General features: G+C 38.0%; 16 protein-coding genes and 2 tRNA genes. 4 read left to right on the top strand and 14 right to left on the bottom strand.

Annotated elements, in window-relative coordinates:
* Positions 1–66: 66 nt before the first annotated feature.
* The 7 genes from P2W72_RS00965 to P2W72_RS00935 form a co-directional block, all read right to left on the bottom strand.
* Entirely contained in the window at positions 67–759 is a 693-nt protein-coding gene (locus P2W72_RS00965) for a phosphonatase-like hydrolase (RefSeq protein ID WP_276358981.1), read from the bottom strand.
* A gap of 1 nt (position 760) precedes the next feature.
* A complete protein-coding gene (locus tag P2W72_RS00960; protein WP_276358980.1) occupies positions 761–1312 on the bottom strand; it encodes a phosphonate degradation HD-domain oxygenase in 552 nt (183 codons plus the stop codon).
* A 4-nt stretch (positions 1313–1316) separates the two neighbouring features.
* Positions 1317–2444 carry a TIGR03364 family FAD-dependent oxidoreductase gene (locus tag P2W72_RS00955; protein WP_276358979.1) on the bottom strand — a complete coding sequence of 376 codons (1128 nt, stop codon included), beginning with the start codon at positions 2442–2444 and terminating at the stop codon, positions 1317–1319.
* Positions 2441–3721 (bottom strand): DUF5690 family protein, encoded by a 1281-nt coding sequence (locus P2W72_RS00950; RefSeq protein WP_276358978.1) that lies wholly within the window; start codon positions 3719–3721, stop codon positions 2441–2443. The genes P2W72_RS00955 and P2W72_RS00950 overlap by 4 nt, the downstream gene beginning before the upstream one ends.
* Before the next feature lie 45 nt (positions 3722–3766).
* On the bottom strand, positions 3767–4822 hold the full coding sequence (locus P2W72_RS00945) for an alcohol dehydrogenase catalytic domain-containing protein (protein WP_276358977.1): 1056 nt from the start codon (positions 4820–4822) through the stop codon (positions 3767–3769).
* Between the two features lie 206 nt (positions 4823–5028).
* Positions 5029–6615: a SusD/RagB family nutrient-binding outer membrane lipoprotein gene (locus tag P2W72_RS00940; protein WP_276358976.1), complete on the bottom strand. Its 1587-nt coding sequence runs from the start codon at positions 6613–6615 to the stop codon at positions 5029–5031.
* Between the two features lie 20 nt (positions 6616–6635).
* Positions 6636–9848, bottom strand: coding sequence for a SusC/RagA family TonB-linked outer membrane protein (locus P2W72_RS00935; RefSeq protein ID WP_276358975.1), 3213 nt, complete (start codon positions 9846–9848; stop codon positions 6636–6638).
* Between the two features lie 277 nt (positions 9849–10125).
* Here P2W72_RS00935 and P2W72_RS00930 point away from each other — a divergent pair, with 277 nt between their 5' ends.
* Positions 10126–12834 carry a bifunctional YncE family protein/alkaline phosphatase family protein gene (locus tag P2W72_RS00930; protein WP_276358974.1) on the top strand — a complete coding sequence of 903 codons (2709 nt, stop codon included), beginning with the start codon at positions 10126–10128 and terminating at the stop codon, positions 12832–12834.
* Between the two features lie 488 nt (positions 12835–13322).
* On the opposite strand, the gene P2W72_RS00925 is transcribed toward P2W72_RS00930, so the two are convergent.
* The 4 genes from P2W72_RS00925 to P2W72_RS00910 all read right to left on the bottom strand — a co-directional run bounded on the left by P2W72_RS00925 (position 13323) and on the right by P2W72_RS00910 (position 15756).
* Positions 13323–13396 (bottom strand) — tRNA-Asp (locus P2W72_RS00925).
* A 154-nt stretch (positions 13397–13550) separates the two neighbouring features.
* Positions 13551–13623, bottom strand: a tRNA-Lys gene (locus P2W72_RS00920).
* 176 nt (positions 13624–13799) lie between these two features.
* Positions 13800–14873, bottom strand: a complete 1074-nt coding sequence (prfA, locus tag P2W72_RS00915; RefSeq protein ID WP_276358973.1) for a peptide chain release factor 1 — start codon at positions 14871–14873, stop codon at positions 13800–13802.
* Positions 14874–15003: 130 nt separating this feature from the next.
* Positions 15004–15756, bottom strand: a complete 753-nt coding sequence (locus P2W72_RS00910) for a UDP-2,3-diacylglucosamine diphosphatase (protein ID WP_276358972.1) — start codon at positions 15754–15756, stop codon at positions 15004–15006.
* 226 nt (positions 15757–15982) lie between these two features.
* Between P2W72_RS00910 and P2W72_RS00905 the strand changes: the two genes are divergently transcribed.
* Positions 15983–18028, top strand: coding sequence for a prolyl oligopeptidase family serine peptidase (locus P2W72_RS00905; RefSeq protein WP_276358971.1), 2046 nt, complete (start codon positions 15983–15985; stop codon positions 18026–18028).
* A gap of 47 nt (positions 18029–18075) precedes the next feature.
* Here the strand turns inward: P2W72_RS00905 and P2W72_RS00900 are convergent, their stop codons facing one another.
* Positions 18076–19809: a S41 family peptidase gene (locus P2W72_RS00900; protein WP_276358970.1), complete on the bottom strand. Its 1734-nt coding sequence runs from the start codon at positions 19807–19809 to the stop codon at positions 18076–18078.
* 94 nt (positions 19810–19903) lie between these two features.
* Entirely contained in the window at positions 19904–20119 is a 216-nt protein-coding gene (locus P2W72_RS00895) for a hypothetical protein (RefSeq protein WP_276358969.1), read from the bottom strand.
* A 129-nt stretch (positions 20120–20248) separates the two neighbouring features.
* On the opposite strand from P2W72_RS00895, the gene P2W72_RS00890 reads away from it, so the two are divergent.
* Together P2W72_RS00890 and P2W72_RS00885 are read left to right on the top strand one after the other, a co-directional pair.
* On the top strand, positions 20249–20854 hold the full coding sequence (locus P2W72_RS00890) for a porin family protein (protein WP_276358968.1): 606 nt from the start codon (positions 20249–20251) through the stop codon (positions 20852–20854).
* Between the two features lie 165 nt (positions 20855–21019).
* The gene (locus P2W72_RS00885) at positions 21020–21763 is read left to right on the top strand and encodes a DeoR/GlpR family DNA-binding transcription regulator (protein ID WP_276359151.1); all 744 of its coding nucleotides are present in this window, start codon (positions 21020–21022) and stop codon (positions 21761–21763) included.
* Positions 21764–21837: 74 nt separating this feature from the next.
* Here P2W72_RS00885 and P2W72_RS00880 read toward each other — a convergent pair whose 3' ends face one another.
* Positions 21838–23388, bottom strand: a complete 1551-nt coding sequence (locus P2W72_RS00880) for a family 10 glycosylhydrolase (RefSeq protein ID WP_276358967.1) — start codon at positions 23386–23388, stop codon at positions 21838–21840.
* Between the last annotated feature and the right edge of the window lie 105 nt (positions 23389–23493).

Genomic DNA, 23493 nt, shown 5'->3' with positions numbered 1-23493 from the left:
TCTCAGATCAGCAGAGAATAAAGTCCTGATACTTGATCAGCAAAATGGCTCAGCTTTCCTGAACAGTTATCCGATCAGGCCTCGCGAATCAATAATTCCGATCAGCTCATAGATATTATCAATAATATAATCAGGATGAGCCTCACTTAATTGCTCATGGGTATGCGCACCTGTAGTAATTCCTACACTTAATAAACATTCTGCATTTTGCCCTTCCCGGATATCAACCGTAGAGTCGCCAATTTTAATGACTTTTTTAGGGTCAGAAATGCTCAACTTTGACATAGCTAAAAGAATCATATCGGGCTGGGGTCTGTTATTCTTAACATCGGAGGCAGTAATTAAAAGATCAAATTGATCAAACATTTTCCAGCCAAGTTTTACGATTAACGATTCTGCAGTTTTACGATTATACCCGGTATTCAGAACAACTTTTACATTTCTTTCCTTCAACTCTTTAAATGTACGTTCAACATCAGGGAGAGGTTTAACATTCAGGGTTTCATAATTTTTAGCCAGTCTTTCATTGAAATAAGCAAAAATCAAATCGATATTTTCAGAATTGACTGCATAACCGGTATTTTCCAAAATATCAATAATGGCCTGTAACTTTTCTTTACCGGCCCCGAATTCCAATACCTGGGCTAAGGTTACAGGGAAAGAATAATGTACGATTGCGTCCTGCAATGTTTTATACACCACATTGTCTTCGTCGACAGTGGTTCCAGCCATATCAAATACAACCATTAATACGCTCATACTATTTTTTTAAAGTTAATTCTAAAGAGGATATAAAATCAGATAAATCAGGGGTAATAAAATCAGGGTCTTTTGCTAAGTCGTCCCATTTTCTCAAAGCTATTGCATCGCTGAAATAAGGGTTAGCAGTAAACCTCTCTACTTCTGCGGCGTTCATAATGCCTCCCTGAAATTCAAGGCTGGTTTTTGAGGGTTGTGACAAACGCTCATAATAACCCTCTTCAGTTGCACATAAATATCGCTTTGCCTGTACATGTAACTTTACGGGCTCAACTACCTCATCGGTAAAATATCTGGTCAAAAAATTTGCAGCTAATTCCTCATGAATGTCATCTATTCCATCTTCACTTGCCATTTCTGGTAAATCATGCAGCAAATGCCCGATATCATGTAATAAAGAGGCCGCTATAAGGCTATCATTCGCATGCTCTAATTTTGCCAGATAAGCCGCCTGAAGTGCATGCTCTAATTGAGTTACAGCTTCACCTCCATACATAGAATCGCCTTTGCTCTCAAACAATTGAATAATCTGCTGTATTGCCGGATGTACCATAATTTTAAATTTTATTTATAATTTCTTCTGCAAAACCAAAGGATAAAGTCATTCCGTTTCCTCCAATTCCATTTACAATATGAACGCCCTTATCTGCTTCAAGATGCAGCTCTGTTTTACCATTGGTCATTTTTGGATAAATACCATTCCAGGTTTCAATTAATTTCCACTGATCAATTTTTATTAAGTTCTTTAAATAGTCCATAATCAATTGATTTATATAATGTTTGTCGAACGGATCAAAATCTAATCCATATTCGTGAGAGTCGCCTACCGTTAACTCTCCCTGCATATTTTGCGAGACCATTACATGAATACCCCATTTTATGTATTCAGGTAATTCGTCATGTAGCTTAACCTTTAACTTATCAAGTGCTTTTGATGCTGTGAAACTTTTATAATGCAACAGAGATAAGCCGCCGCAGATTGAAGTTCCTAATTTATAATTGGGCTTATCTGAAACAAAGCGCATCATCTGCAATTTGCATTTTGTAATTTGCTGTTGTTTAAAAACTTCCGGATAAAGCACTTCAAAATCTGCTCCTGAACAAATAAAAATCAGATCTGCATCAAATCTTTTTGATCCTGAATAAACAGATCCTGAATCCACTCTTGAAATTGCGGTACCCCAGATAAATTCAACTCCATAATTCTGAGACAAATACAGGGGCAGATTACGGATACCTTCTCTGGGATCGACAATAACTTCATCATTACTAAATAAACCTCCTTTTAGATCAGTCTGATTTATCCCATCAAATTTATCGCCAATCTGCTCAGGACTGATAAGGTTGACCGGTCTTCCGCTTTCCCTGAAAATATCAGACAGCTCTTCTAAAACATCCCATTCCTCCTTAGAGTAAGCTAAGTGCAAACTTCCGCATGAATTAAATGGAATGGAAACAGCATTTAAATATTCCTTCCAGATTTCTCTGGATCTGATTGCCCTTTCATAGAGTTGGCCATCAGGTTGACCAATTGGCCAGAGCATTCCAAAATTTCTAATGGATGCTCCAATTGAGAATTGAGACCTTTCAATTACCTTAACCTTAAACCCTTTTAAAGCCAGAGCTCTTGCAGTTGCCATACCTAAAATTCCGGCTCCAACTATAATTGCTGATCTGTTGTTCATAATACATTATTATAAAATTTGAGATGTTGTTTTTTAAAATAGAAAAAGGTTAGTAACGACAATATGATTATCAGAAGAGAAGTAATTAATCCGCTTATTTTAAAGAAATCTATCCAGCTGATCTGATACGGATTAAAATTTTTAAACAATAAAATCAAAGTACTTCCTAAATAGCCTGCCGCATCAGAAATATACATCAGAAAACCAATATTACTTTTGATTTTAAAATAAGCTATCCAACGTTCAAAATAAACAGTATGAAAAATAATATAGGGTAAATACATTGCAAATCCTGCCAGAATCATCCAGTATACGGGATCAAATTTATTGAGCATTAACAATACCGTAATTACCAATAAAAATATGCCGCTGAACAGGTTGACAGTAAGGTTTATGAAGAAGGCATATTTATTGTCTTTGATAAAAATCATTAATGCAATTATTATCAATACAACAATTGCAATCGGAATTTCAGAAAAAATCAATAAAGCCGGCGTATTTGAATATCCATATCCGGTCCAGAACTCAATAGCAAAATTATCCCTCAGATCTCTGAAAATAGTGAGCCCCACATAAATCAATACTGAGAAAATGATACCGGGCATAAAACGTTGAAAGAACAGTTTCCTGTCGGTATAATTCATTGGTACTCTTTCGGTGCGCAATATGATATCCTCCTTACCTGGAGGGGGCAATCTGTGTAAAAGTTTAGCCCCGAATATAAGTGCCGGTAAAAAAATCAGGCCGGTAAAAAATGGCATCCACAATTCAGACACAGCCCATTGATCTATCAAAAATCTTCCGACGCCTTTAACCAATCCTGAAGCAACAATAAAACTCGAAGCCATTACAGCACCCAACAGTTCGGTAAATCTTCTTCCCTCAAGATAGCTAAAGACTACTCCCCAGATCATCCCCAATGGCAGTCCGTTTAAAAACATAAAGGGGAAATTAAATGGATATGGTATTATAGCAAACAGGAACAAAGAAATCCAGGCAAATAACATCAGATAAATTAATGTCTTTGTCCTGTTTTCCTGCTTTAATTCAGCAATTATTTTAATCCCAATATATTTTGATAAGGTATATCCTACCAGCTGGGAGATAATTAACAAAATTTTATAATTAACTCCCCAGAGGGACAATTGATCAAAAGTGGCTGCCGTGAACGGCTTTCTGAAAGCATACATACTCAAATAGGTAATAAATGCTGCGAAAGATGCTGTTACTAAAAAATTAAAATCCTCCCTGCTAATCTTATTCTGCAATACTTTCATAAATTCTCTAAATCTAATGGGGGGAATGTGATCAAATCAGAAATTTCAGGGTATAAAAACACCTACCCGATATGGCTTTTGATTGACGGCAAAATCAAAAGCCTGATTGACGTTTTGTAAATCGAAGTCGGCAGTTATAAGCTTTCTGAAATCAAAAACATCAATATTTTTTTCAATAAAATCAACTGCTGATATTAAATCAAAATCATTGTAATTGTGCAGACCTTTTATGGTAATCAGATTTCTGACGATAAACTCAGCATTTATTTTAAGATCATTTTGCGGAAAAACTGCTCCAACCCAAACTGCCACCCCTCCAATTTCAAGCTGCTGAAGCGTATCAGTCATCACTTCGGGAACACCGCTTGTTTCTATAATAATGTCAAACTTTCTTTTAAACTCATTAACATTATTCCCTGTATACTTTGAACCGAATAATTTTGAAATCTTTAGCCTGTTATTATCGATGTCAAGTGAGGAAACAGTCTTTGCTGAAGATGTAGATGCCATTGCGCTACCAATAATCCCTAACATTCCCGCGCCACAAATTAAAACATGCTTATCTCTCAAATCGCCGGCTAAGCGGACTGTTGCAGCCATGGTAGCAACAGAGCAATTAATTAAGGCTGCAACCTGATCTGAAACTATTTTTTTTAAGATTACAATTGGGGTATGCTTCCTGATTATAGTAAACTGAGATAAGCCGCCATGAAAATTACTTTCTCCGGTTATCTGTTCGTGTCCGTATTTAAAAATATTTTTTGCCTTTTGAGGAAAGCCCTTTCTTGAATTTGGGTCTTCAGGATCGCTGGCATAGATTGCCCATGTGATCCGGTCTCCTGGCTTCAGCTTTTCACCTCTGTTGTCGAACTTTGGACAATCGGGGCCAAAGGCTACAATATATCCTGTTATTTCATGCCCAAGAATTGTAGGAGTCTTTTCTTTTCTGATCCCCTGATAGGTATACAGATCACTTCTGCAAAGTGTTGTAAAAGTATTTTTTACTAAAATCTCGCCCTCTTTTAATTCAGGTAATTCATCCTGCATTAATTCCAATTTATTTCCGGAACCTTCAAACCTGGCATAAGTAGATTTATTCATTCAGAGATATGTTTAGCATTAAATACTAAATGACTTTAAGATCAAATGAAACTTTAATTTATCAGGCTGTATAACTCAAGACAGAACTCAAAATAAACCTGTTTACAGAGCGAAGAAACAAAAGGCATATTAAGCCATTATTAGGGTCATATAAACAAAAAAGACGGAATATGATATCCCGTCTTTTTTATCTTAGCAAAGGCTTACTATTTCAGCAGCCAAATCAGATCATTGATGTCATCCTTACCAGCGAATTGAGCATCTATTGCAGTTTTATAATTTGCTGAGTTAGTGGTACGTTCTGAAAGCGGGTATATCCACCTTAAGGCGATTCTGCCTGAATTTCCTGTACCTACACCTGTATAGAATGTAGGATAACCGGTTCTTCTCCAGTTAAAATAAGCCTCCATACCTGAATTCATAAAGAAAGCAAGGTATTTCTGAGTTAAGATTTTCTCCAGACCTGCATTCCCGGCCTCGTATTTAACATTTGCCTGAGCTAAATAATCATTCAGATTAAAATCAATGTTAAACGTTCTTGCATCTGAAGCTTCTTTACTACCGTTTCTTGAATAGGTCATTGTATTGGAGCCATTCTTAATGCCATAAAAATCCATAGATGCTTTTATACCATTTTCATACCATTGAGAGGCACTACCACTTGCCCAGTTTCTATGAAGGCCTTCTGCAATATTGAAGCACATTTCAGGATAACCAACTAAAAAAGTAGGTTCTCCAACATAATTTGTATAATATCTTTTTCTGTTTTGAAATGAATATTGTCCCGGAGCAAAATCAGCACCATTTGATGTTCCTGCCTTAGAAGACATATCTGCTAAATCTTCTCCCGAACTTGCACCAACATAACTTGAAAAATCTGAAGGTAGTTTCCCTGCTTTAAGTTGAGATCCTGCCGGTTCGCAGGTTACCATTACTCTGGGGTCATTACGCTCTGTTAATCTTTCTATATAAGCCCTCGACATATTTTGTCTGGTTGCATCAAACCCGAAATTATCAGGGTTAGATGGAAACTTATTATATTGATTTGAAATGAACTGAAGACTCTCCCCTAAGCTTGAAATTAATGGATATTTTACGGGATTTGAAATAATTGCGGCAAACTTCGATTTAACAGCTAAATCTGCATCAGCTTCTTTTTTACTCAACTGAATAAGCATTCGTAAATGAAAAACATTTACAGCCTTTTGCCATTTTTTCAAATCGCCTCCGTAATAAATATCGCCTGTTAGTGTTTGGTTGCCCTTTGTTATTAATGAACTTAAATCTGCATTAGACTCTTCTAGCCATTTCAAAATCTGAATATAAACCTGTTTCTGGGTATCATATTTAGGGTTAAGCACAGTTATACCCTGCAAACCTTCAGATAAAGGCAGATCTCCAACACGTTTGGTCATCTGATCATAAAGGAAAGCTTTATAAAATTTAGCTACTGCAGAATATGGATTAACAGCCTCCAAACCTGCTTTTCTCGCCTCCTCTTCCATTTTAATCACATTCTTCAGGCTAAAGAAATGATTAGGCATTTCTGACCACTGATATTCATTTGTTGCATAATAATTGTAATTGGAACAATAAAATTGATTCCAACGCATTTCTGCACTAAAGGCACGTCCGGTATTATTATACATGTCGTACTGAACCGACTGAAGCACCAGTGAAGCCGGAACGCTTACCGGTCGGTTAGAATCCACTTCTAATTCTTCAAAAGATTTTTCACAACCCATGAAGGTGATCATTAGCATTAGGATTAAGCTATATTTTAAACTTTTCATGATATATTTTTTAAAAAAAATTAGAATGTGATGTTAAGATTCACGCCATATCTTCTTGTTGATGGTGTCTGTAAACCTGAACCCCCATCACCTATGTATTGGTTCAAATCGATATCTTTCTTCTCAGCGAAATACAGAAGATTTCTTCCAACAAGAGATACACTAAAAGCCTGAACTTTATGATTGAACCATTTTGCCGGGAAGTTATATCCAACTACCACTTCTCTTAACATTCCAAATGTTCTGTTCATGAGGTTGCCTTCATCAGAATTATAATAACGGCTTACATAATCCTGTACAAACTGTTTGGTATCATTTTTCTTATAGGTCAGTTCAGAAAAATTAGTCACCCGGCCATCAGCATCATACTTAATAGCTGCGCCATTAGCAATTTGAACTCCTTCTCCAACCCATGCTTTTACACCAAGATAATCCTGATATCTGGCCGCACCCATTTCACCTGTTACAGTACCTATATGACGACCGCCCCTGTAAGTTTGTCTCTGGATATAATTGGATATAACACCTCCGAATCTTCCATCAAACTGAAAGCTCATTGAGACATTTTTGTAGGAAAACCTGTTATTTACCCCTAAAACAAAATCAGGGTTGATATATCCTAAAAATTGGTTTACAGGATTATAAATAGGACGTCCGGATGCGTCATTAACAATTTCTCCATCCGGATTCCTTACAAATGCTCTTCCATAAAATTTATCTAATCGATCGCCCACCTTAAAGAAGGTATTTAAGTTGCTTACACCCGGATAGATTTCTTTCAGGGTTTCTTTGAAAGTAGAATAGTTAGCAGTTACATCCCACGACAAGCCATTTGGATTTTTGAACGGAGATGCATTTAATGCAATTTCAAATCCATTTTTCTGAGTTTTAATACCATTTACAAGTGCAGATGAATAACCAGTTGTTGTAGAAATTGGGAGATTGAAAATTCTAGGCCCTTCATCCGATTTGAAATAACTAAAATCTAAACCGATCCTGTTTTTCAGAACTCTTAAATCACCCCCAAATTCAAACTGCGAAGTACTGCTTGGTTGCAACTCCGGATTATTTAACACATTGGTATATCTTGCAGAAGGTTGGTTATTATAGGTAAACGGAGTACTATAATAAGCAGAGTTTTGGTAAGTAGGGCCATCATAAGGCGAGTAATACTGATCGCCATAACCCAAAGGATAACTATCTGCCGGAGTGGTTCCAATTGTTGATTGGGTTAACCCGTCTTTAACGTTCGCCAAAGATCCTCTCAGCTTAAAAAATGAAATAAAAGAAGGCAATTTTAAATAGTCAGAAACTACGGTAGATAACGCTACAGAGGGATAGAAGAATGTATTATTGCCTTGTGGCAATGTCGACAATTTGTCAACTCTACCTGTAGTGGAAACCGTTAACCAATCCTTATAAGTAAAATCTGCTGAGTAATAGGCAGATACCACTCGCATATTTGAGTTAAAATTGTAGACTTTTACCGGATTTGCTGAGTTAGAAAAATTGTACAATCCCGGAACATTTAGATAATCAGTGGTTCCAAACTGAGAGTTATAATTAAACGTCCTGATATTGGCTCCGGTCCATATTTTCGCATTCAAATCCTTAACCAGATCCTTATCAAAACGAACCAGAAGATCTGTATTGTTTTCGAATAAACTACGTCTATCCTCCCGGTAATCTCCTCTTCTTTCATCCCTACCATAGGCTCCCGCACTATAAGGCATTTTCTCATTTCTCATTAAATCCCATGTTGTTACCTGAGTACGTAATAATAAATCTAAAAATGGAGTAAACTTATAGGTCATTGAGGCCTGGCCAATCACATCTGATTTATTATGCCCTCTTAACCATTCATAGCTCATAAAGTAAGGATTATTATAGCGTTGATATTCAGCATAGATCTGCTGAATTCCTTCCTTACCTTTCTGCCAGTAATTTCTCATGTCGTCAACATTCCAGTCAGCTCCGGCCCATAAAGTCATGTTATAGATAATAGAGTTTGGACCATAATTGACATCCGGAATATTCGGAGTATACTGACGATTGTATTGTAAACTACTTTCAAATTTTAATTTATCTGAAAATTGATAATCAGATGTAATGTTAAAATTTGTCATATTCAGTTTAGTATTTGGAACAATACCTTTCTGGTAAATATGAGAACCAGAAAATCTCAGATTATATTTCTCTCCGCTTGAAGAAACAGAGATATTATTCGTTGAAAGAATACCCGGATCTAAAAATCTTTTAAGATTGTCTTTACCTCGTGCAATCCATGGTGTTCCCTGTCTGATTCCGGTTACAGGATCTACCGGTGAGTCATATTGAGGAATTAACTGTCCTTCAAATCTTGGACCCCAACCACCATCATAGTCACCGTCATTTAAGCCCCCGCCACGGCCATCACCAAAGGCGTATTTCCCATGATCACCGGGGCCATACTCATCCTGAGTTTCCGGAATTGCATAGAATCCATTATCCATCATATTTGATGAATTAAAATCTACCTGGAATCCTCGTTTATCTTTTGAGCCACGTTTGGTTGTAATTAAAATCGCTCCGCTTTTTCCTCTTGAACCATAAAGTGCAACAGCTGAAGCACCTTTTAATACAGAATAACTTTCGATATCATCTGCACTAACATTCCAGGTATCGGAATTAATTGGCACCCCGTCTACAACAAACAATACATCCCTGTTACCTCTCAGAGAGATATTGGGTCTTCTTAGTAATTCAGGCTGTGTTCCAATTGTTAAACCTGCTACCTTTCCTACCAAAGCATTTACAGCATTAGGCTCTCTTGCCTTAACTAAGGCAGCTCCATCCACGGTTTGGATGGCAACGCCCAAACGCCGGATATCTTTCTTAATACCTAATGCTGTAACTACTACCTCATTCAGGGCAGTAGCATCTTCCATTAACGTGATTTCATAATTTGACCTTCCGTCAATTGAAACCTCTTGTGTCAAAAACCCTATGTAAGAAAAAAGCAATGTTCCCTGCTTTACTTCAGACCTGATTGTAAAAGAACCCTCAGCATCGGTAACGACACCAGTGGAGGTCCCTTTAATTTTCACACTTACTCCCGGAAGACCCAGTTTATTTGAATCTCTGACAATTCCTTTTAGCTGGTTTTGTGCAAAAACATCAGATTGGGCACAAAAAGCTAAAATTAATACCAGAAGAATGAATTTTTTTAAAAAAATCATTGAGTTCTGTTTCATTTTCATCGTGTATTAGTTTGGATTATTTAAGAACAAAGTTTGCCCGACAGTATAACCTTTTGATTAACTAATCATTTTATTTTTATGACTAAAAGGCCTCATTAATTTTTTTTTACACTTCTTTTACACTCTATTTTAATAAAATCATAATAGTTTCCTAATCATGAATTCATTAATAAAACAGTGAAAAAAATTGTACCCGAAATGTTCATAATTACTTAACAGGTCGGAAATATCCACTTTGATTTTGTTTACTACCTATGCTAAAACTTAACAAATGAAAACATATCAATCTGGCCTTGTATTTACTTTATTGTTTTATTTCTGTAGTATTTCAGGGTTAAAATCGCAGGAACAAGAAAATTATTACCTTTCGGTTCCGGGTCTTAAAGAGTATGCATCAATTAAACCTGATGGAAAATCAGTACTACCCAGTGGCAGGTATGTAAGTCCGGCTGGCCAAACAATCCAAATTACTCATGATCCTTTTGGCCTTCGAATTTCTCCGGATGGGAAAACTGCAATCGCTTTACACAATGGGGTAATAAGTATTATTTCATTATCAGACATGCATTCAACACGTATTCCTGATTATGAAAATAAATATGACCCCGCTTTAAAAAAGGGCTCCTTTTTGGGTTTAGCTTTTCATCCCAACTCAAACATCGTATATCTGAGCGGAGGTGATGAAGGAACTGTTATAGTTTATGATTATAAAAATTTCAAAGTTCTGGATAAAATTAATTTGAATGGAACATTTGGAAATACTTCTTATGAGGATAGTTTTACCAGCGATTTAGTTTACAATCCCGGAAAGGAAGAATTATTAGTATTAGACAGAGGCAATTTCAGATTAGTCAGAATTAATTTAAAAAAGAAAGCAATTACAGCGTCTATTCCAACCGGGAGACAGCCATTTGGATTAGCACTTTCGCCTGATTTTAAAACGGCATTGGTAGCCAATGTGGGTATGTATTCCTATCCTTTAGTTGATGGAACAACTCCGGAAAATATTAATCGGCAAATGATCAATTGGCATCCTTTCCCTAATAATACCAAAGAATCAATCGAAGGAACAGTAATTGACGGAAAGAAAATTCCCGGTTTGGGAGATCCGAATTCGGAAGAAGCAATGAGTGTATTCGTTATTGATTTAATAAAGAACAAAACTATCAAAAAGCTTAAAACGGGTTATTTGTTAGGAGAATGGATTGAGGATGCGGAGGTTGTGGGAGGATCAAGTCCAAACTCTATTGCAGTTGGAAATAAATATGCCTATGTAAGTAATGCAAGCAATGATAATATCTCAGTTATTGATTATAAAAGTGGTGAAATAATAAAACATATAGCCATAAAAGTTGATACAAACCTTAATAAATACCGCGGTTTGGTACCCTTTGGCTTAACGCTAAGCAAGGATCAGAGAACACTGTATGTTTCATTATTGGGGTTCAATGCAGTGGCTGTTATCGATACCCACTCTGGGGCTACCAGAGGACTAATTCCAACAGGCTGGGGACCAACAAGAGTGGAACTTTCTGCCACAGAATCAGATATATATATCATTTCCTGCAGAGGTTATGGTGCCGGTCCGAATGGAGGAAAGAATTTTATTAAGCCTCCACAGGGTACTTATATCGGAGACATTCAATTAGGGACCTTTCAAAAAGTAAAGAATCCGAACGAAAAAGAACTGGAAATTTACACCAGAGAGGTTATCGGCAATACCTATATCAAGCTAAAAAACACAAGTACAGGCGTGTTACCAACAACACCCGGAAGTTCAACATCACCCATTAAGCATATTGTATATATCACCAAAGAAAACAGAACTTTTGATGAAGTTTTAAGTCAGGTTAAAAATGTGAGAGGAGACACTAGTCTGGCCAGATACGGGAATAATGTTTTGGTTAAGCTCGATAGTGCAAATACCAAACGTGTTAGCATCAGTCCAAATCACATTAAAATTGCAACTCAGTTTGCCGTAAGTGATAATTTTTATTGCGACAGTGATGCATCAATCCATGGCCATCATTGGATGTTGGGGGTTATTCCGAATGAATGGGTAGAAAGTAACTCAAGCGTAAGCAAAACAGCAAAACTATTTTCTTCCGCACCAGGAAGAAGATTTCCCGGATCTACAGGAAGTATGGATCCCGAAGATTATGCAGAAACAGGTGGTTTATGGGAGGCCCTGGAAAGAAAAAATATATCCTATTATAACTTCGGACAGGCAAATGAAACTGCCCACGTTCGGGAAGCGTGGACGGATACTTTAACAGGAGCGGCACATATTGTAATGGTTCCTATGCAAAAAGCATTATGGAGAAAGACATCTCATAATTTTGCCGGATATAATACCAATATTCCGGATCAATACAGGGTTAAGCAATTTGAGGAAGAATTCGCTAAACTGTGGCTAAATGGGAAAGATACCTTACCTCAACTCATTACTATGATGTTACCCAATGATCATGGTGCAGGCATCAGGCCGGAAGATGGATATCCATACCCTCAATCATTTATGGCCGATAATGATTTAGCCCTCGGCAGGACTTTAAATTTTTTAAGCAAAACACCTTATTGGAAAAATATGCTTGTAATTGTTACTGAAGATGACCCACAGGGCGGTGTTGATCATCTGGATGCACATAGAAGTATTTTAATGATGGCCGGTCCGTATGTAAAGAGAAATTTTGTTTCAAAAACGCATGCCAATTTCGGATCCATCCTGAAAGTGATTTATAATGTTTTAGGGGTTCCGTATGTCAATCAATATGATGTAACCGCAAGCTTATTAGACGATTTTTTTACCTCAAAACCAGATTTAAGCCCCTATGAATTTGAATTCCCTGACAAGCTAATTTTTGACTGGGATAAAGCAATGAAAAAATATAATTATAAGATAGATTGGAGAAAAATAATTCAGGGTCCGGCGATGGATAATGAAAATGACCTAAGGGAAAAACATTATAAAGGAAATTAATCGCAGTTTAAAAGGACATTCTGCCCGGAATATCTAATCCACATTAATTAAAAACCTATAAGGTTTTGGGGGGCGTATTTTAGTACCGGACAAGGAACGAAAGTCGTGAAGTTTTGCGCCGGCTACTCAACAAATAAATATGAACACATTATTCCAACATGTCCATAATATTTAAATAATTGGACATGTTGGAAGGATTGTAAATCAGGATAATTTTTTTGTGATTAATTATATTACTAAAAACCCTACACAAGAAAAAATTGGGGCTAATCGAAAGTGCCAATTTTTGAAATGGGTTTGGTAAATGATCACAAAAACCAGAACTAATCCGATTCCGCAACGAGTCGGGTTTTTCTCTCTCTTCAGACTAACTAAAATATATGCTTAGTCCACACTTTTTGCGTCAGATCCGTTTTGTCCGGTTTTTGTCCGGTTTTTCTAAAACGCAAAAAACCGCCATTTCTGACGGTTTTAAGGCATTTATTGAGCGGACCGGACGGGACTCGAACCCGCGACCTCCGCCGTGACAGGGCGGCATTCTAACCAGCTGAACTACCGGTCCGTTTTTCTTTATCATATCTGCTTTCAGGGCTATTTCCTGATTTCTCAGGAAAGATACAATTTTTTTGTGATCCCGCTGGGATTCCCTGATTTTCATCAGGATAAACTTCTCATCCCAGAGAAATTATTTTACTCGTGCTACGCACGTTACTATGTGATCCCGCTGGGATTCGAACCCAGGACCACTACATTAAAAGTGTAATGCTCTACCAGCTGAGCTACGGAATCATCCTTTTTTAATCAACGGCTAACCGTTTTTCTTAAAAGTGAGGCAAATATACGGCAATAACCTATATAGTGCAAATAATAAAATTCTTAATTTTCAATATTAGTGTAAGTTGCTTATTTTCAATAAAAAACATTCAAATCTGATTGAAATTAAGACCCGATTACACCAGAATCTATCAGGCAAATGAACCCTCTTTCATCTTTTCAGCGTTCTCTGCAAGCTGTAACTGATCAATAATTTCCTGAATATCTCCATTCATAACATTCGGAAGATTGTAAATTGTCAGTCCGATACGGTGCTCAGTTACCCTTCCCTGCGGATAATTATAGGTCCGGATCTTAGCCGATCGGTCGCCGGTTGCAACCATTGTTTTACGCTTTTTAGAAGTCTCCTCCAGCATTTTAGCATGCTCCATCTCATAAATCCTGCTACGCAAAACCGCAAAAGCCTTATCAAAGTTCTTTAACTGTGACTTCTGATCCTGGCATTGCGCTACAATTCCGGTAGGTATATGCGTTAAACGAACTGCTGAATACGTTGTATTTACCGACTGCCCGCCCGGCCCTGAAGAACAAAACAGATCCTTTCTTACATCATTCATATTGACCTGTACATCAAACTCATCCGCCTCCGGCAAAACCACCACAGAAGCCGCAGAAGTATGTACCCTGCCGGCAGTTTCGGTATCAGGAACACGCTGTACACGGTGAACACCCGATTCATATTTCAACTGACCATAAGCATCTTCACCATTTACATTGAAAATAACTTCTTTATATCCACCCGCAGTACCTTCAGTTACATCTACAACCTCCATCTTCCAGCCTTTACGCTCACAGAAACGGGTATACATACGGTATAAATCTCCGGCAAAAAGTGCAGCCTCGTCTCCACCGGTTCCACCACGGATCTCAACAATTGCGTTCTTACTGTCATCCGGATCCTGCGGAATCAGCATTATTCTGATCTTTTCTTCAAGCTCCTGCTGACGTGGAAGCAATTCATCCAGGTCCATCTTCGCCATTTCACGCAGCTCATCATCCTTCTCATTGGCAAGAATTTCCTTATTCGCTTCAATATTACTGATTACATTGCTGTAGATCTTGTATTCATCTACAATCTTTGTAAGGTCTTTGTATTCTTTGTTTAACTGGGCAAAACGCTTCATATCACTCATGGTAGCCGGATTACTCAGCTCCCGCTCAACTTCCTGCCAGCGCTCTTTTATTAATTCTAATTTGTCTAACATAATTTTCTTTCAAAACCTCGATTAAAAGCCTCTGAAAAAGGATTTTAAAATCAAGGATGCAAAAATACGCCTTTTTTGGATAATAATTATGGAATGAGCTAATGCCTAAGAGAATAACATTAGCCAGTTATTAATGCTGAGAGTTTTCAAAATACTTCAACTCCATATTCACGCCATCAAACACCGCATAAGAATTGAAATTGATCCACTCTCCAAGATTAATGTAGCGGCTTCGTCCCAGCTGAATATCAAGCGGAAGATGTCTGTGACCGAATATTAAATAATCATAATACTCCCTTTGCAGCAAATCTTCTGAATAACTGACCAGCCACTCATCAGAGATATCCCTAAACTCTTCCTTTTTATTATTCTGAAGCCTGCTGCTCATTGACCATTTACTAGCGATACCTATACCCAGATTGGGATGAATACGTGCAAAAAGCCATTGACAAAAGTCGCTGCGAAATATTTTCTTCAGTAGTTTATATTTAGAATCTCCCGGACCTAATCCATCGCCATGATGCAGATAAAATTTCTTGCCTCCCCTCTCCAGAATCAGTTCATCAGAAATTATTTCAATGCCCAATTCCTTTTTGAAATAATCGAACATCCACATATCATGGTTGCCCTTGAAAAAAGTGATCTTAATTCCTGAATCCACCAGCTCTGCAAGTTTTCCCTGAAAGCGGATAAACCCTTTGGGGATTACCGCCCCATACTCAAACCAGAAATCAAACACATCACCTAAAAAGTAGATCTCAGCAGCTTCAGATTTAATCTGATCCAACCATCTCACTACCCGGTCTTCACGCTCACGGCTGGATTGATAATCTGGAACTCCGAAATGAAAATCGGAAGCAAAAAATATTTTACCTGCTGACATGGTCTCAAAAGTACATAAATTTTAGATTCAGGCCGGCGGTCATTCAGCCTGTAAACTAAAAAACAATTGACTTGTATCTGATAGAAAATAAATCTTCTTCTTTTATTTTTGCACCCAAGCTACCCCCAATATTATGTATCCGATTCAAAAACTTATCATTGCAGCAAGCCTGTTGGCATGTCCTTTTTTCGGAATAGCCCAACATACAAGCCCAAACACAAATTCGATGAGATACCCCAAAACCAATAAAATTGAAGTTGCCGACATCTATTTTGGAACTACTGTTAAAGATCCTTATCGCTGGCTTGAAGACGATCGTTCATCTGAAACAAAAGCATGGGTAGAAGCTGAAAATAAAGTCACTCAGAATTTTCTGTCTGGAATACCATTCAGAACAGCAATAAAAACCCGGCTGGAAAAATTATGGAACTACGAGAAATATACTGCGCCTTTTAAAGAGGGAGCCTATACCTATTTCTATAAAAATGACGGATTGCAAAATCAGTATGTACTCTACAGGCAAAAAGATAAAGGCAAAACGGAGATGTTTCTTAACCCGAATACCTTTTCGAAGGATGGCACCACCTCTCTTGCAGGGATTGAATTTACGAAAGATGGAAGTATGGCTGCCTATCAGATATCTGAGGGTGGTTCTGATTGGAGAAAAGTGCTCGTAATTAAAACCGCCGATCGTTCAATCGTAGGCGATACACTTATTGATGTTAAATTTTCGGGATTAGCCTGGAAAGGAAATGAAGGCTTTTATTACAGCAGTTATGATAAACCAAAAGAGGGCAGTCAGCTTTCCGGTCTTACCCAGCATCATAAATTATACTTCCACAAGATCGGAACCCAACAAAAAGACGATAAACTGATCTTTGGCGGCGAGGAAAACAAACGAAGATACATTGGTGCAGATTTAACAGAAGATCAGCGATTTCTGGTTATTACTGCGGCAGAATCAACCACCGGAAATGAACTTTATATTCAGGATCTTTCCAAAACTGGAAGCCCAATTGTAAAAGTAGTAAACAATTTTAAGGCTGATCACACCGTAATTGCCAGTGAAGACAATAAACTTTATATCCATACCAATCTGAATGCCCCAAATTATAAGATAGTTACGGTTGATGCCTCAAACCCGGCACCCGAAAACTGGAAAGATCTGATTCCGGAAACTGAAAACGTACTTACTGCAGGCACCGGAGGGGGCAGAATATTTGCTGATTATCTGAAAGATGCAACTTCCATGGTGATGCAATATGATATGGAAGGGAATCTTGAGCGAACTGTTACTCTGCCGGGTATTGGCTCGGCAAGTGGATTTAATGCAAAAAAGACTGAAAAAGAATTATACTATACTTTTACTTCATATATCTACCCTCCAACAATTTACAGATACATTATTGCAAGTGGTCAGTCTGTAGAGTACAAAAAAGCAGGTGTTGAATTTGATCCGTCACGGTTTGAGTCAAAGCAGATTTTCTATACCTCAAAAGACGGAACCAAAGTACCTATGATCATCACTTATAAAAAAGGTATAGAGCTGAACGGCAAAAATCCGACGCTTTTATATGGCTATGGCGGATTCAGTGTCAGCCTTAGTCCTGTATTCAGCACATCAAACATAGTATTACTGGAGCAGGGCGGAATTTATGCTGTACCCAACCTGCGTGGCGGAGGAGAATACGGTGAGAAATGGCATATTGCAGGGACAAAAATGAATAAGCAAAATGTATTTGACGATTTCATTGCTGCTGCCGAATATCTGATCAGCAATAAATATACCTCCAAAGACTATCTGGCCATTTCAGGAGGATCAAACGGAGGGCTACTGGTTGCTGCGGTAATGAGCCAGAGACCGGAACTTTTTAAAGTGGCACTTCCGGCAGTTGGTGTTCTGGACATGCTCAGATACAATAAATTTACAGCCGGAGCAGGATGGGCCTTTGATTACGGAACGGCAGAAGAGTCGAAAGAGATGTTCGAATACCTGCTTAAATACTCCCCTTATCACGCATTAAAACCCGGAGTATCTTATCCTGCAACAATGATCACTACTGCAGACCATGATGATCGTGTGGTTCCCGCACATTCTTTCAAATTTGCAGCAAGATTACAGGAATATCATACGGGCAGTAGTCCGGCATTGATCAGAATTGAAACTAATGCGGGCCATGGTGCAGGAAAACCTACAGCTAAAATCATTGAGGAACAGGCAGATAAATGGGCATTTATGCTTTATAATATGGGACTGACTTCCAGGCAGTAGCGGTATCTGTTGTCTGTTATCTGTTAACTGGCAACCGGTAGCAGATATTATTTTCCGACACTGGCTGAATAATCCTCACCAGGTTTACCTATAGATTTATAAGTTCCTTCTCCGCTAAGGATAGATGCGAGAACAGATTTATTGGAAATAACTTTCAGTGATTCACTCAGCTCATTATCATATTTGAAATTTTGCTTTAGCCTCCCTTTCCCGAAATAATAACGTGAAACGATCTCACCTTCAAGAACCTTACTGATTTCTTCTTTAAACAAAATAAGATCATTCTTTTTACTGTAAGTTACTTTTGCCTTCAGGGCATCAAACTCCTGCTTAATATCTGTATACTTATTTTCCTTATCGGCCTCATCACGTAAATCATTCAACAGGCGTTCAGTCCGGGTATTGTAATTATAATCGCGTTTAGAAAGAAAGGCAATAAACTTATCGTAATCGGCATCAGAAAGCTTAAAGTTTTTAGGATCAGGAATGCTTGCATGTTCAATACGGTATTGAGTAGCAAAATCAAATATGTGATATTGGGATGCCAGCGTCTGAGTAATGAGACTGTATTTTAAGGGTTTGACAAAAATATCCGGGTAAATTCCGCTACCATCATATACAGATCTTCCTGTTTTGGTTTTGTATTCGGTGATCAATGAATCAGCTACTTTCAAAACAATTCCGTCTGAATCACGATGTGTATAATCCAATGCCTGAATACAGCGGCCTGATGGCGTGTAATACTTTGCAACAGTAACCTTTACCAGACTGTTATAAGGCAAATTAAATGTTTGCTGAACCAAACCCTTACCGAAGCTTCGTTGTCCGATTACTACGGCTCTGTCCAGATCCTGAAGTGAACCGGCAACAATCTCAGAAGCTGAAGCTGAACGATTATTAACCAATACTACAAGGGGAAGATCAGGCTCTTCAGGACTATTAAAGGTTTTATAGCTAAGGGTCTTTTCATTATTTCTGCCTTTTTGAATCACCACAGTAACGTCTTTGTCGACAAAAAGATTTACAATCTTTACAGCTTCCTGCAAAATGCCCCCGCCATTAAAACGAAGGTCGAGGACCAGTCCGTTAAGATTATTTTTTCTAAGTTCAAAAAGTGCATCCTTAACTTCTTTTGCAGAATTTTCCAGAAACTTATCCAGCTTGATATACCCTACATTATTGTCGAGCATACCATAATATGGCACATTAGCCTGCCTTATCTCTTCACGGATAATATTGATTTCTTTTGGTTTGGCAATCCCGGGTCTTTGAATCAGCAGTTTAACGGCAGTGCCCTTCGAGCCTTTAAGCATTGAGCTTACCTGTTCATTATTTTTGCCTTTAAGTTCAATGCCATTTATTGCGAGCAATTCATCTCCCGCGCGAAGATCTGCCTTTTGAGCAGAAAAGCCTTCATAAGGCTCAGCTACAATAACTTTACCACCTCTGTTTGAAATTGTGGCTCCAATCCCTCCGTATTGAGTGCTTACATACTTTAGCTTATAATCTTCAATATCAGATTCGGGAATGTATTCGGTATAGGGATCGAGTTCTTCCAGCATCGCATCTATACCTGTCTTCATCACCTCAGAGGGGTTCACCTCATCTACATAATTGATACTAAGCTGCTTATAAACTGCAGAGAATATTGCAAGGTTCTTTGAAACCTGAAAAAGGTCTTCAACAAATGAAAAAGAGAATATCGAAATCAGTACCGCCCCGACTATAATTCCCTTTCTGATTTTAGTCTTGACGGGCTTTAAACCGGAAGGATTATTCATACTTTAAAATTATGATAATTAAAAGTACGAAAAAGCTATGCTTTAATGAAGAAGAAATGAAAATCTGCCTGTCTAATGAAAGACAACAGCTAAATCAGAGACGGTTAGTTTCGAGATGAAGCATCCCCTTTTTCAGGGTAAAAACCACATACTCTCTTTTACGCTTCAATCTTGCCATCAAACGGGTAATCAACTCCTCCTCCTGACCCTGCTGATAAGCAAGATCTTCATCATTAAGATGATTATACTTACGTTTTACTTTTACCTTCAAACGATCCCACTCTGAATTGCTAATGCTGATCTCTGCCATGGTTCAAATTTGCACAAAATTAAATTTTATCCCGACAAATTTCAAGCTATTTCGTATTAATGAATAATTCAAGGATTTTGGAATAAAAATTGCTTAATAAAACTGAGATTTACACAAAACCATAAGATCATGAAAAAATTATTAATGGCCGGATGCCTGCTGCTAATCACAGGTTTGTCGGCATATGCACAAAAATTTTCATTAGGAATTAAGGGAGGCGTTAACTATTCTTCTTTGAAAACCAAAGACAACCTCACTGATGAAAACAATATTATGGGCTATCAGGCCGGAATTTTTGCACGTGCAGGCGCTACCGGCATCTATTTTCAACCCGAATTGTATCTTGGAACCAAGGGCACTGAATACACAATGATTCAAACTACCGCTGAAACTGTTGAACAAAAAGCCAAGGTAAAATTTACCACGCTTGATCTTCCTCTGCTTCTTGGAACAAAGATCGGTGTAGATAAATTAAACCTTCGCTTTATGGCCGGACCTGTTATTTCATTTAAGATAGATGATAAAACAACCTTTCCTTCTGCATACAGCCAGGTATCTGATTTTGGCAATTATAAAAATCAGGCTCTGGGTATTCAGGCCGGTGGAGGAGTAGATCTGGGCAATTTAACCGTGGATCTTCGCTATGAAGCAGGCATGAGTAATATCAGCGAAAGTGAGAAATACAACCAGAAACAAAACCTGTTTCACTTAAGTGTAGGATTTAAGCTGTTTTAATATCCGGCACAATAATCTGTTTAAAGTAAAAAATCTTTGCAGAACGCAAAGATTTTTTACTTTAAATGAATTCATATTTCATTAAATTAAGATTTAAAACCTATATTAATGCTTTAAAACAGGCATAAGTAATAAATTAGAATGAAGGATGTAATTGTTGGCGGGATGTTAAAAAAAGAACGTCATGCATACATAATAAAGCAACTGAATTTACACAACAAGGTTCTATCTTCCGATCTCAGTTTCCAGTTGAAAGTTTCTGAAGATACCATAAGACGGGACCTGAATGAATTAGCTGAAAATGGAAAAATCCTGAAGGTACATGGCGGGGCTTTATCAAAATCATTCCATTCTCCATTTAAAGAAATTGAGATTTATGCTCAGGAATCAAAAAGAGAAATAGCCAAAAAAGCTATAAGCCTGATATCAGAGGGCATGATAGTTCTTACAGGAGGCGGAACCACGATGCTTGAAATGGCACGATTAATTCCTGATACACTGGAAGCAACATTTTTTACAATAAGCCCACTGGTAGCCCTTGAATTAGCTGAAAAGAAATTATTAACTGTAATTCTTATCGGAGGTGAATTAAATAAGGGTTCTCAGGTCAGCATGGGTTCTAAAGCAATAAGCGAACTGTCTGAATTACGTGTAGATATTTGCTTCCTAGGTGCAAATGGTATAAATGTAAAAGAAGGTATCAGCGATTCTGACTGGGAAGTTGTTCAGGTTAAAAAAGCAATGATCAAATGCTCCTCAATATCTGCAATTATGTGCATCAGTGAAAAACTTAATTCTGTTCAAAAAATGAAAGTCTGCGGACTCAACTCCATTGATTATTTAATTACTGATATTAAACCCAATGATACAAGAGTGCAGGCCTATCAAAAACGCACTAAAGTAATTTAAAACATATCTGAAAATTCCATAAAAAAAATCCACAGACTGCTCTGCGGATTTTTTTTATCAGCAAATTCCGGCTTTTATTTCATCGGGTATACCTCTTTTTTCGCACTTTCATTCCCGGTACGATCTACCCCTGAAACCAGAACCCGCTTTAATTGTACTGTTTTCTGTACAGTTCCAGCCGGCTGCTGACCGGTAGTTATTGGCTCTTCCAAATGAAGAGCCAATTCGAATGAACTATCCTTGCTGTTCAAAATCTGGTAATCCCATCTGTCTGCATACTGGTAATATACTACCCAGCGAAATATATCTCTCTCAGAAGCAGGATTCCGGAGCAGCTTTATCCTGTCTGCATCATTCTGAATGCTGACCAACGGAGATTCAGGTGCTACATTATCAAGCCATGGACTGGCAGGAACAAGAGCAGGTTTTTTGTATGGACCATTCAGAATTGCACCTGTAAGCCCCGGATTCTTAACTAACTGTGAAATGTTCCAGTGAATAATACCCTTGCTCTTCGGAAGTATTCCACGTGAGATCATTATTTCATTTACGATCTCATCATTATTTTTATCACCCCCGCCTTTATTAACACTAATACCCGGCCATAGATGACGTTCTTTCAGATTTTCACCAGCCCACCATCCCAGTAATACCGGAAAGCTCTGCGGAATTTTATTGATTTCCCAGTACAGTTGAGGTGCAAAATAATCTATCCAACCTTTATTCAGCCAAAGACGTGCATCTGCGTAAAGCTGTTCATGCTGATCAAAGCCCGCAATAGATTCAGGAAACCCTGGTCGCCAGATCCCAAAGGGACTAAGTCCGAACTTAACATATTTCTTCTCTGCCTTAATCTCTTTGTACAGTCTTTGAATCAAATTATTAACACTCTCTCTTCTCCAGTCACTGCGTGAAAGTTTACCTCCCTTTACCTGATAAGCTTTCCAGCTTTCATCATCAGGAAAATCTTCATTGTGATTATAAGACGGATAAGGATAAAAGTAATCGTCAAAATGAACTCCATCAATATCATAACGCTTGACAATATCCATTACCACAGCAGTAGTATGATCCTGAGTTTCCTTTTTCGCAGGATCCATCCACCAGTATCCCTCTTTCAGATAAACTGATAGTCCCGGATTGGTTTTGACTAATGACTTTTCGCTGACCGGCCCGGCACTTTTGTGATGTGATCTATATGGGTTAAGCCATACATGCAACTCTAAACCCCGTTCATGAGCAGCCTCTACCCAAAATTCGAGGGGGTCATAATATGGAGATGGCGCTTTTCCAACCTCTGCATTCAAATAATAAGACCACGGTTCAAGATCACTTTTATACATAGCATCTGCCTGCGGGCGCACCTGGAAAACCACCGCATTGAAATTATTTAATTTCAAAAAATCCAGCAATGCAATTGCTTCTTCTTTCTGTTTCTCTGTGCTGAGTCCGGGTTTACTGGGCCAATCAATATTAGCGACCGTTGCTACCCATGCTGCACGAAATTCTGCAGGTGCCTTAGGGCCGGAATCTGATACAGAACTACGCGGCTTTTGTGAAATGCAGGCATTAAATATCAGAAGGAGACTAAGACCTGCGAGAAATGTTTGTGATTGCCTAAACATAAATGTCTGATTAATTAAGGTTAAAAATTATTAATATAACGTGAGTTCGGTTTAAGCAGCTAAAAGTAGTTGTTTATCATCTTTTTCAAAAACGATGTTTAGGGA

Origin of the sequence: Daejeonella sp. H1SJ63, from assembly GCF_029360775.1 — a bacterium.
In the GTDB taxonomy this organism is placed as follows: domain Bacteria; phylum Bacteroidota; class Bacteroidia; order Sphingobacteriales; family Sphingobacteriaceae; genus Daejeonella.
Note: the sequence above shows the minus strand (reverse complement) of the source record. Positions and strands in the feature narration are given on the sequence as shown.

What these genes read in the sequence shown, in the direction of transcription:
- P2W72_RS00965 (WP_276358981.1), bottom strand. Translation starts at nt 759, where the DNA reads ATGAGCGTATTAATGGTTGTATTTGATATGGCTGGAACCACTGTCGAC.
- P2W72_RS00960 (WP_276358980.1), bottom strand. Translation starts at nt 1,312, where the DNA reads ATGGTACATCCGGCAATACAGCAGATTATTCAATTGTTTGAGAGCAAA.
- P2W72_RS00955 (WP_276358979.1), bottom strand. Translation starts at nt 2,444, where the DNA reads ATGAACAACAGATCAGCAATTATAGTTGGAGCCGGAATTTTAGGTATG.
- P2W72_RS00950 (WP_276358978.1), bottom strand. Translation starts at nt 3,721, where the DNA reads ATGAAAGTATTGCAGAATAAGATTAGCAGGGAGGATTTTAATTTTTTA.
- P2W72_RS00945 (WP_276358977.1), bottom strand. Translation starts at nt 4,822, where the DNA reads ATGAATAAATCTACTTATGCCAGGTTTGAAGGTTCCGGAAATAAATTG.
- P2W72_RS00940 (WP_276358976.1), bottom strand. Translation starts at nt 6,615, where the DNA reads ATGAAAAGTTTAAAATATAGCTTAATCCTAATGCTAATGATCACCTTC.
- P2W72_RS00935 (WP_276358975.1), bottom strand. Translation starts at nt 9,848, where the DNA reads ATGAAACAGAACTCAATGATTTTTTTAAAAAAATTCATTCTTCTGGTA.
- P2W72_RS00930 (WP_276358974.1), top strand. Translation starts at nt 10,126, where the DNA reads ATGAAAACATATCAATCTGGCCTTGTATTTACTTTATTGTTTTATTTC.
- prfA (WP_276358973.1), bottom strand. Translation starts at nt 14,873, where the DNA reads ATGTTAGACAAATTAGAATTAATAAAAGAGCGCTGGCAGGAAGTTGAG.
- P2W72_RS00910 (WP_276358972.1), bottom strand. Translation starts at nt 15,756, where the DNA reads ATGTCAGCAGGTAAAATATTTTTTGCTTCCGATTTTCATTTCGGAGTT.
- P2W72_RS00905 (WP_276358971.1), top strand. Translation starts at nt 15,983, where the DNA reads ATGAGATACCCCAAAACCAATAAAATTGAAGTTGCCGACATCTATTTT.
- P2W72_RS00900 (WP_276358970.1), bottom strand. Translation starts at nt 19,809, where the DNA reads ATGAATAATCCTTCCGGTTTAAAGCCCGTCAAGACTAAAATCAGAAAG.
- P2W72_RS00895 (WP_276358969.1), bottom strand. Translation starts at nt 20,119, where the DNA reads ATGGCAGAGATCAGCATTAGCAATTCAGAGTGGGATCGTTTGAAGGTA.
- P2W72_RS00890 (WP_276358968.1), top strand. Translation starts at nt 20,249, where the DNA reads ATGAAAAAATTATTAATGGCCGGATGCCTGCTGCTAATCACAGGTTTG.
- P2W72_RS00885 (WP_276359151.1), top strand. Translation starts at nt 21,020, where the DNA reads ATGTTAAAAAAAGAACGTCATGCATACATAATAAAGCAACTGAATTTA.
- P2W72_RS00880 (WP_276358967.1), bottom strand. Translation starts at nt 23,388, where the DNA reads ATGTTTAGGCAATCACAAACATTTCTCGCAGGTCTTAGTCTCCTTCTG.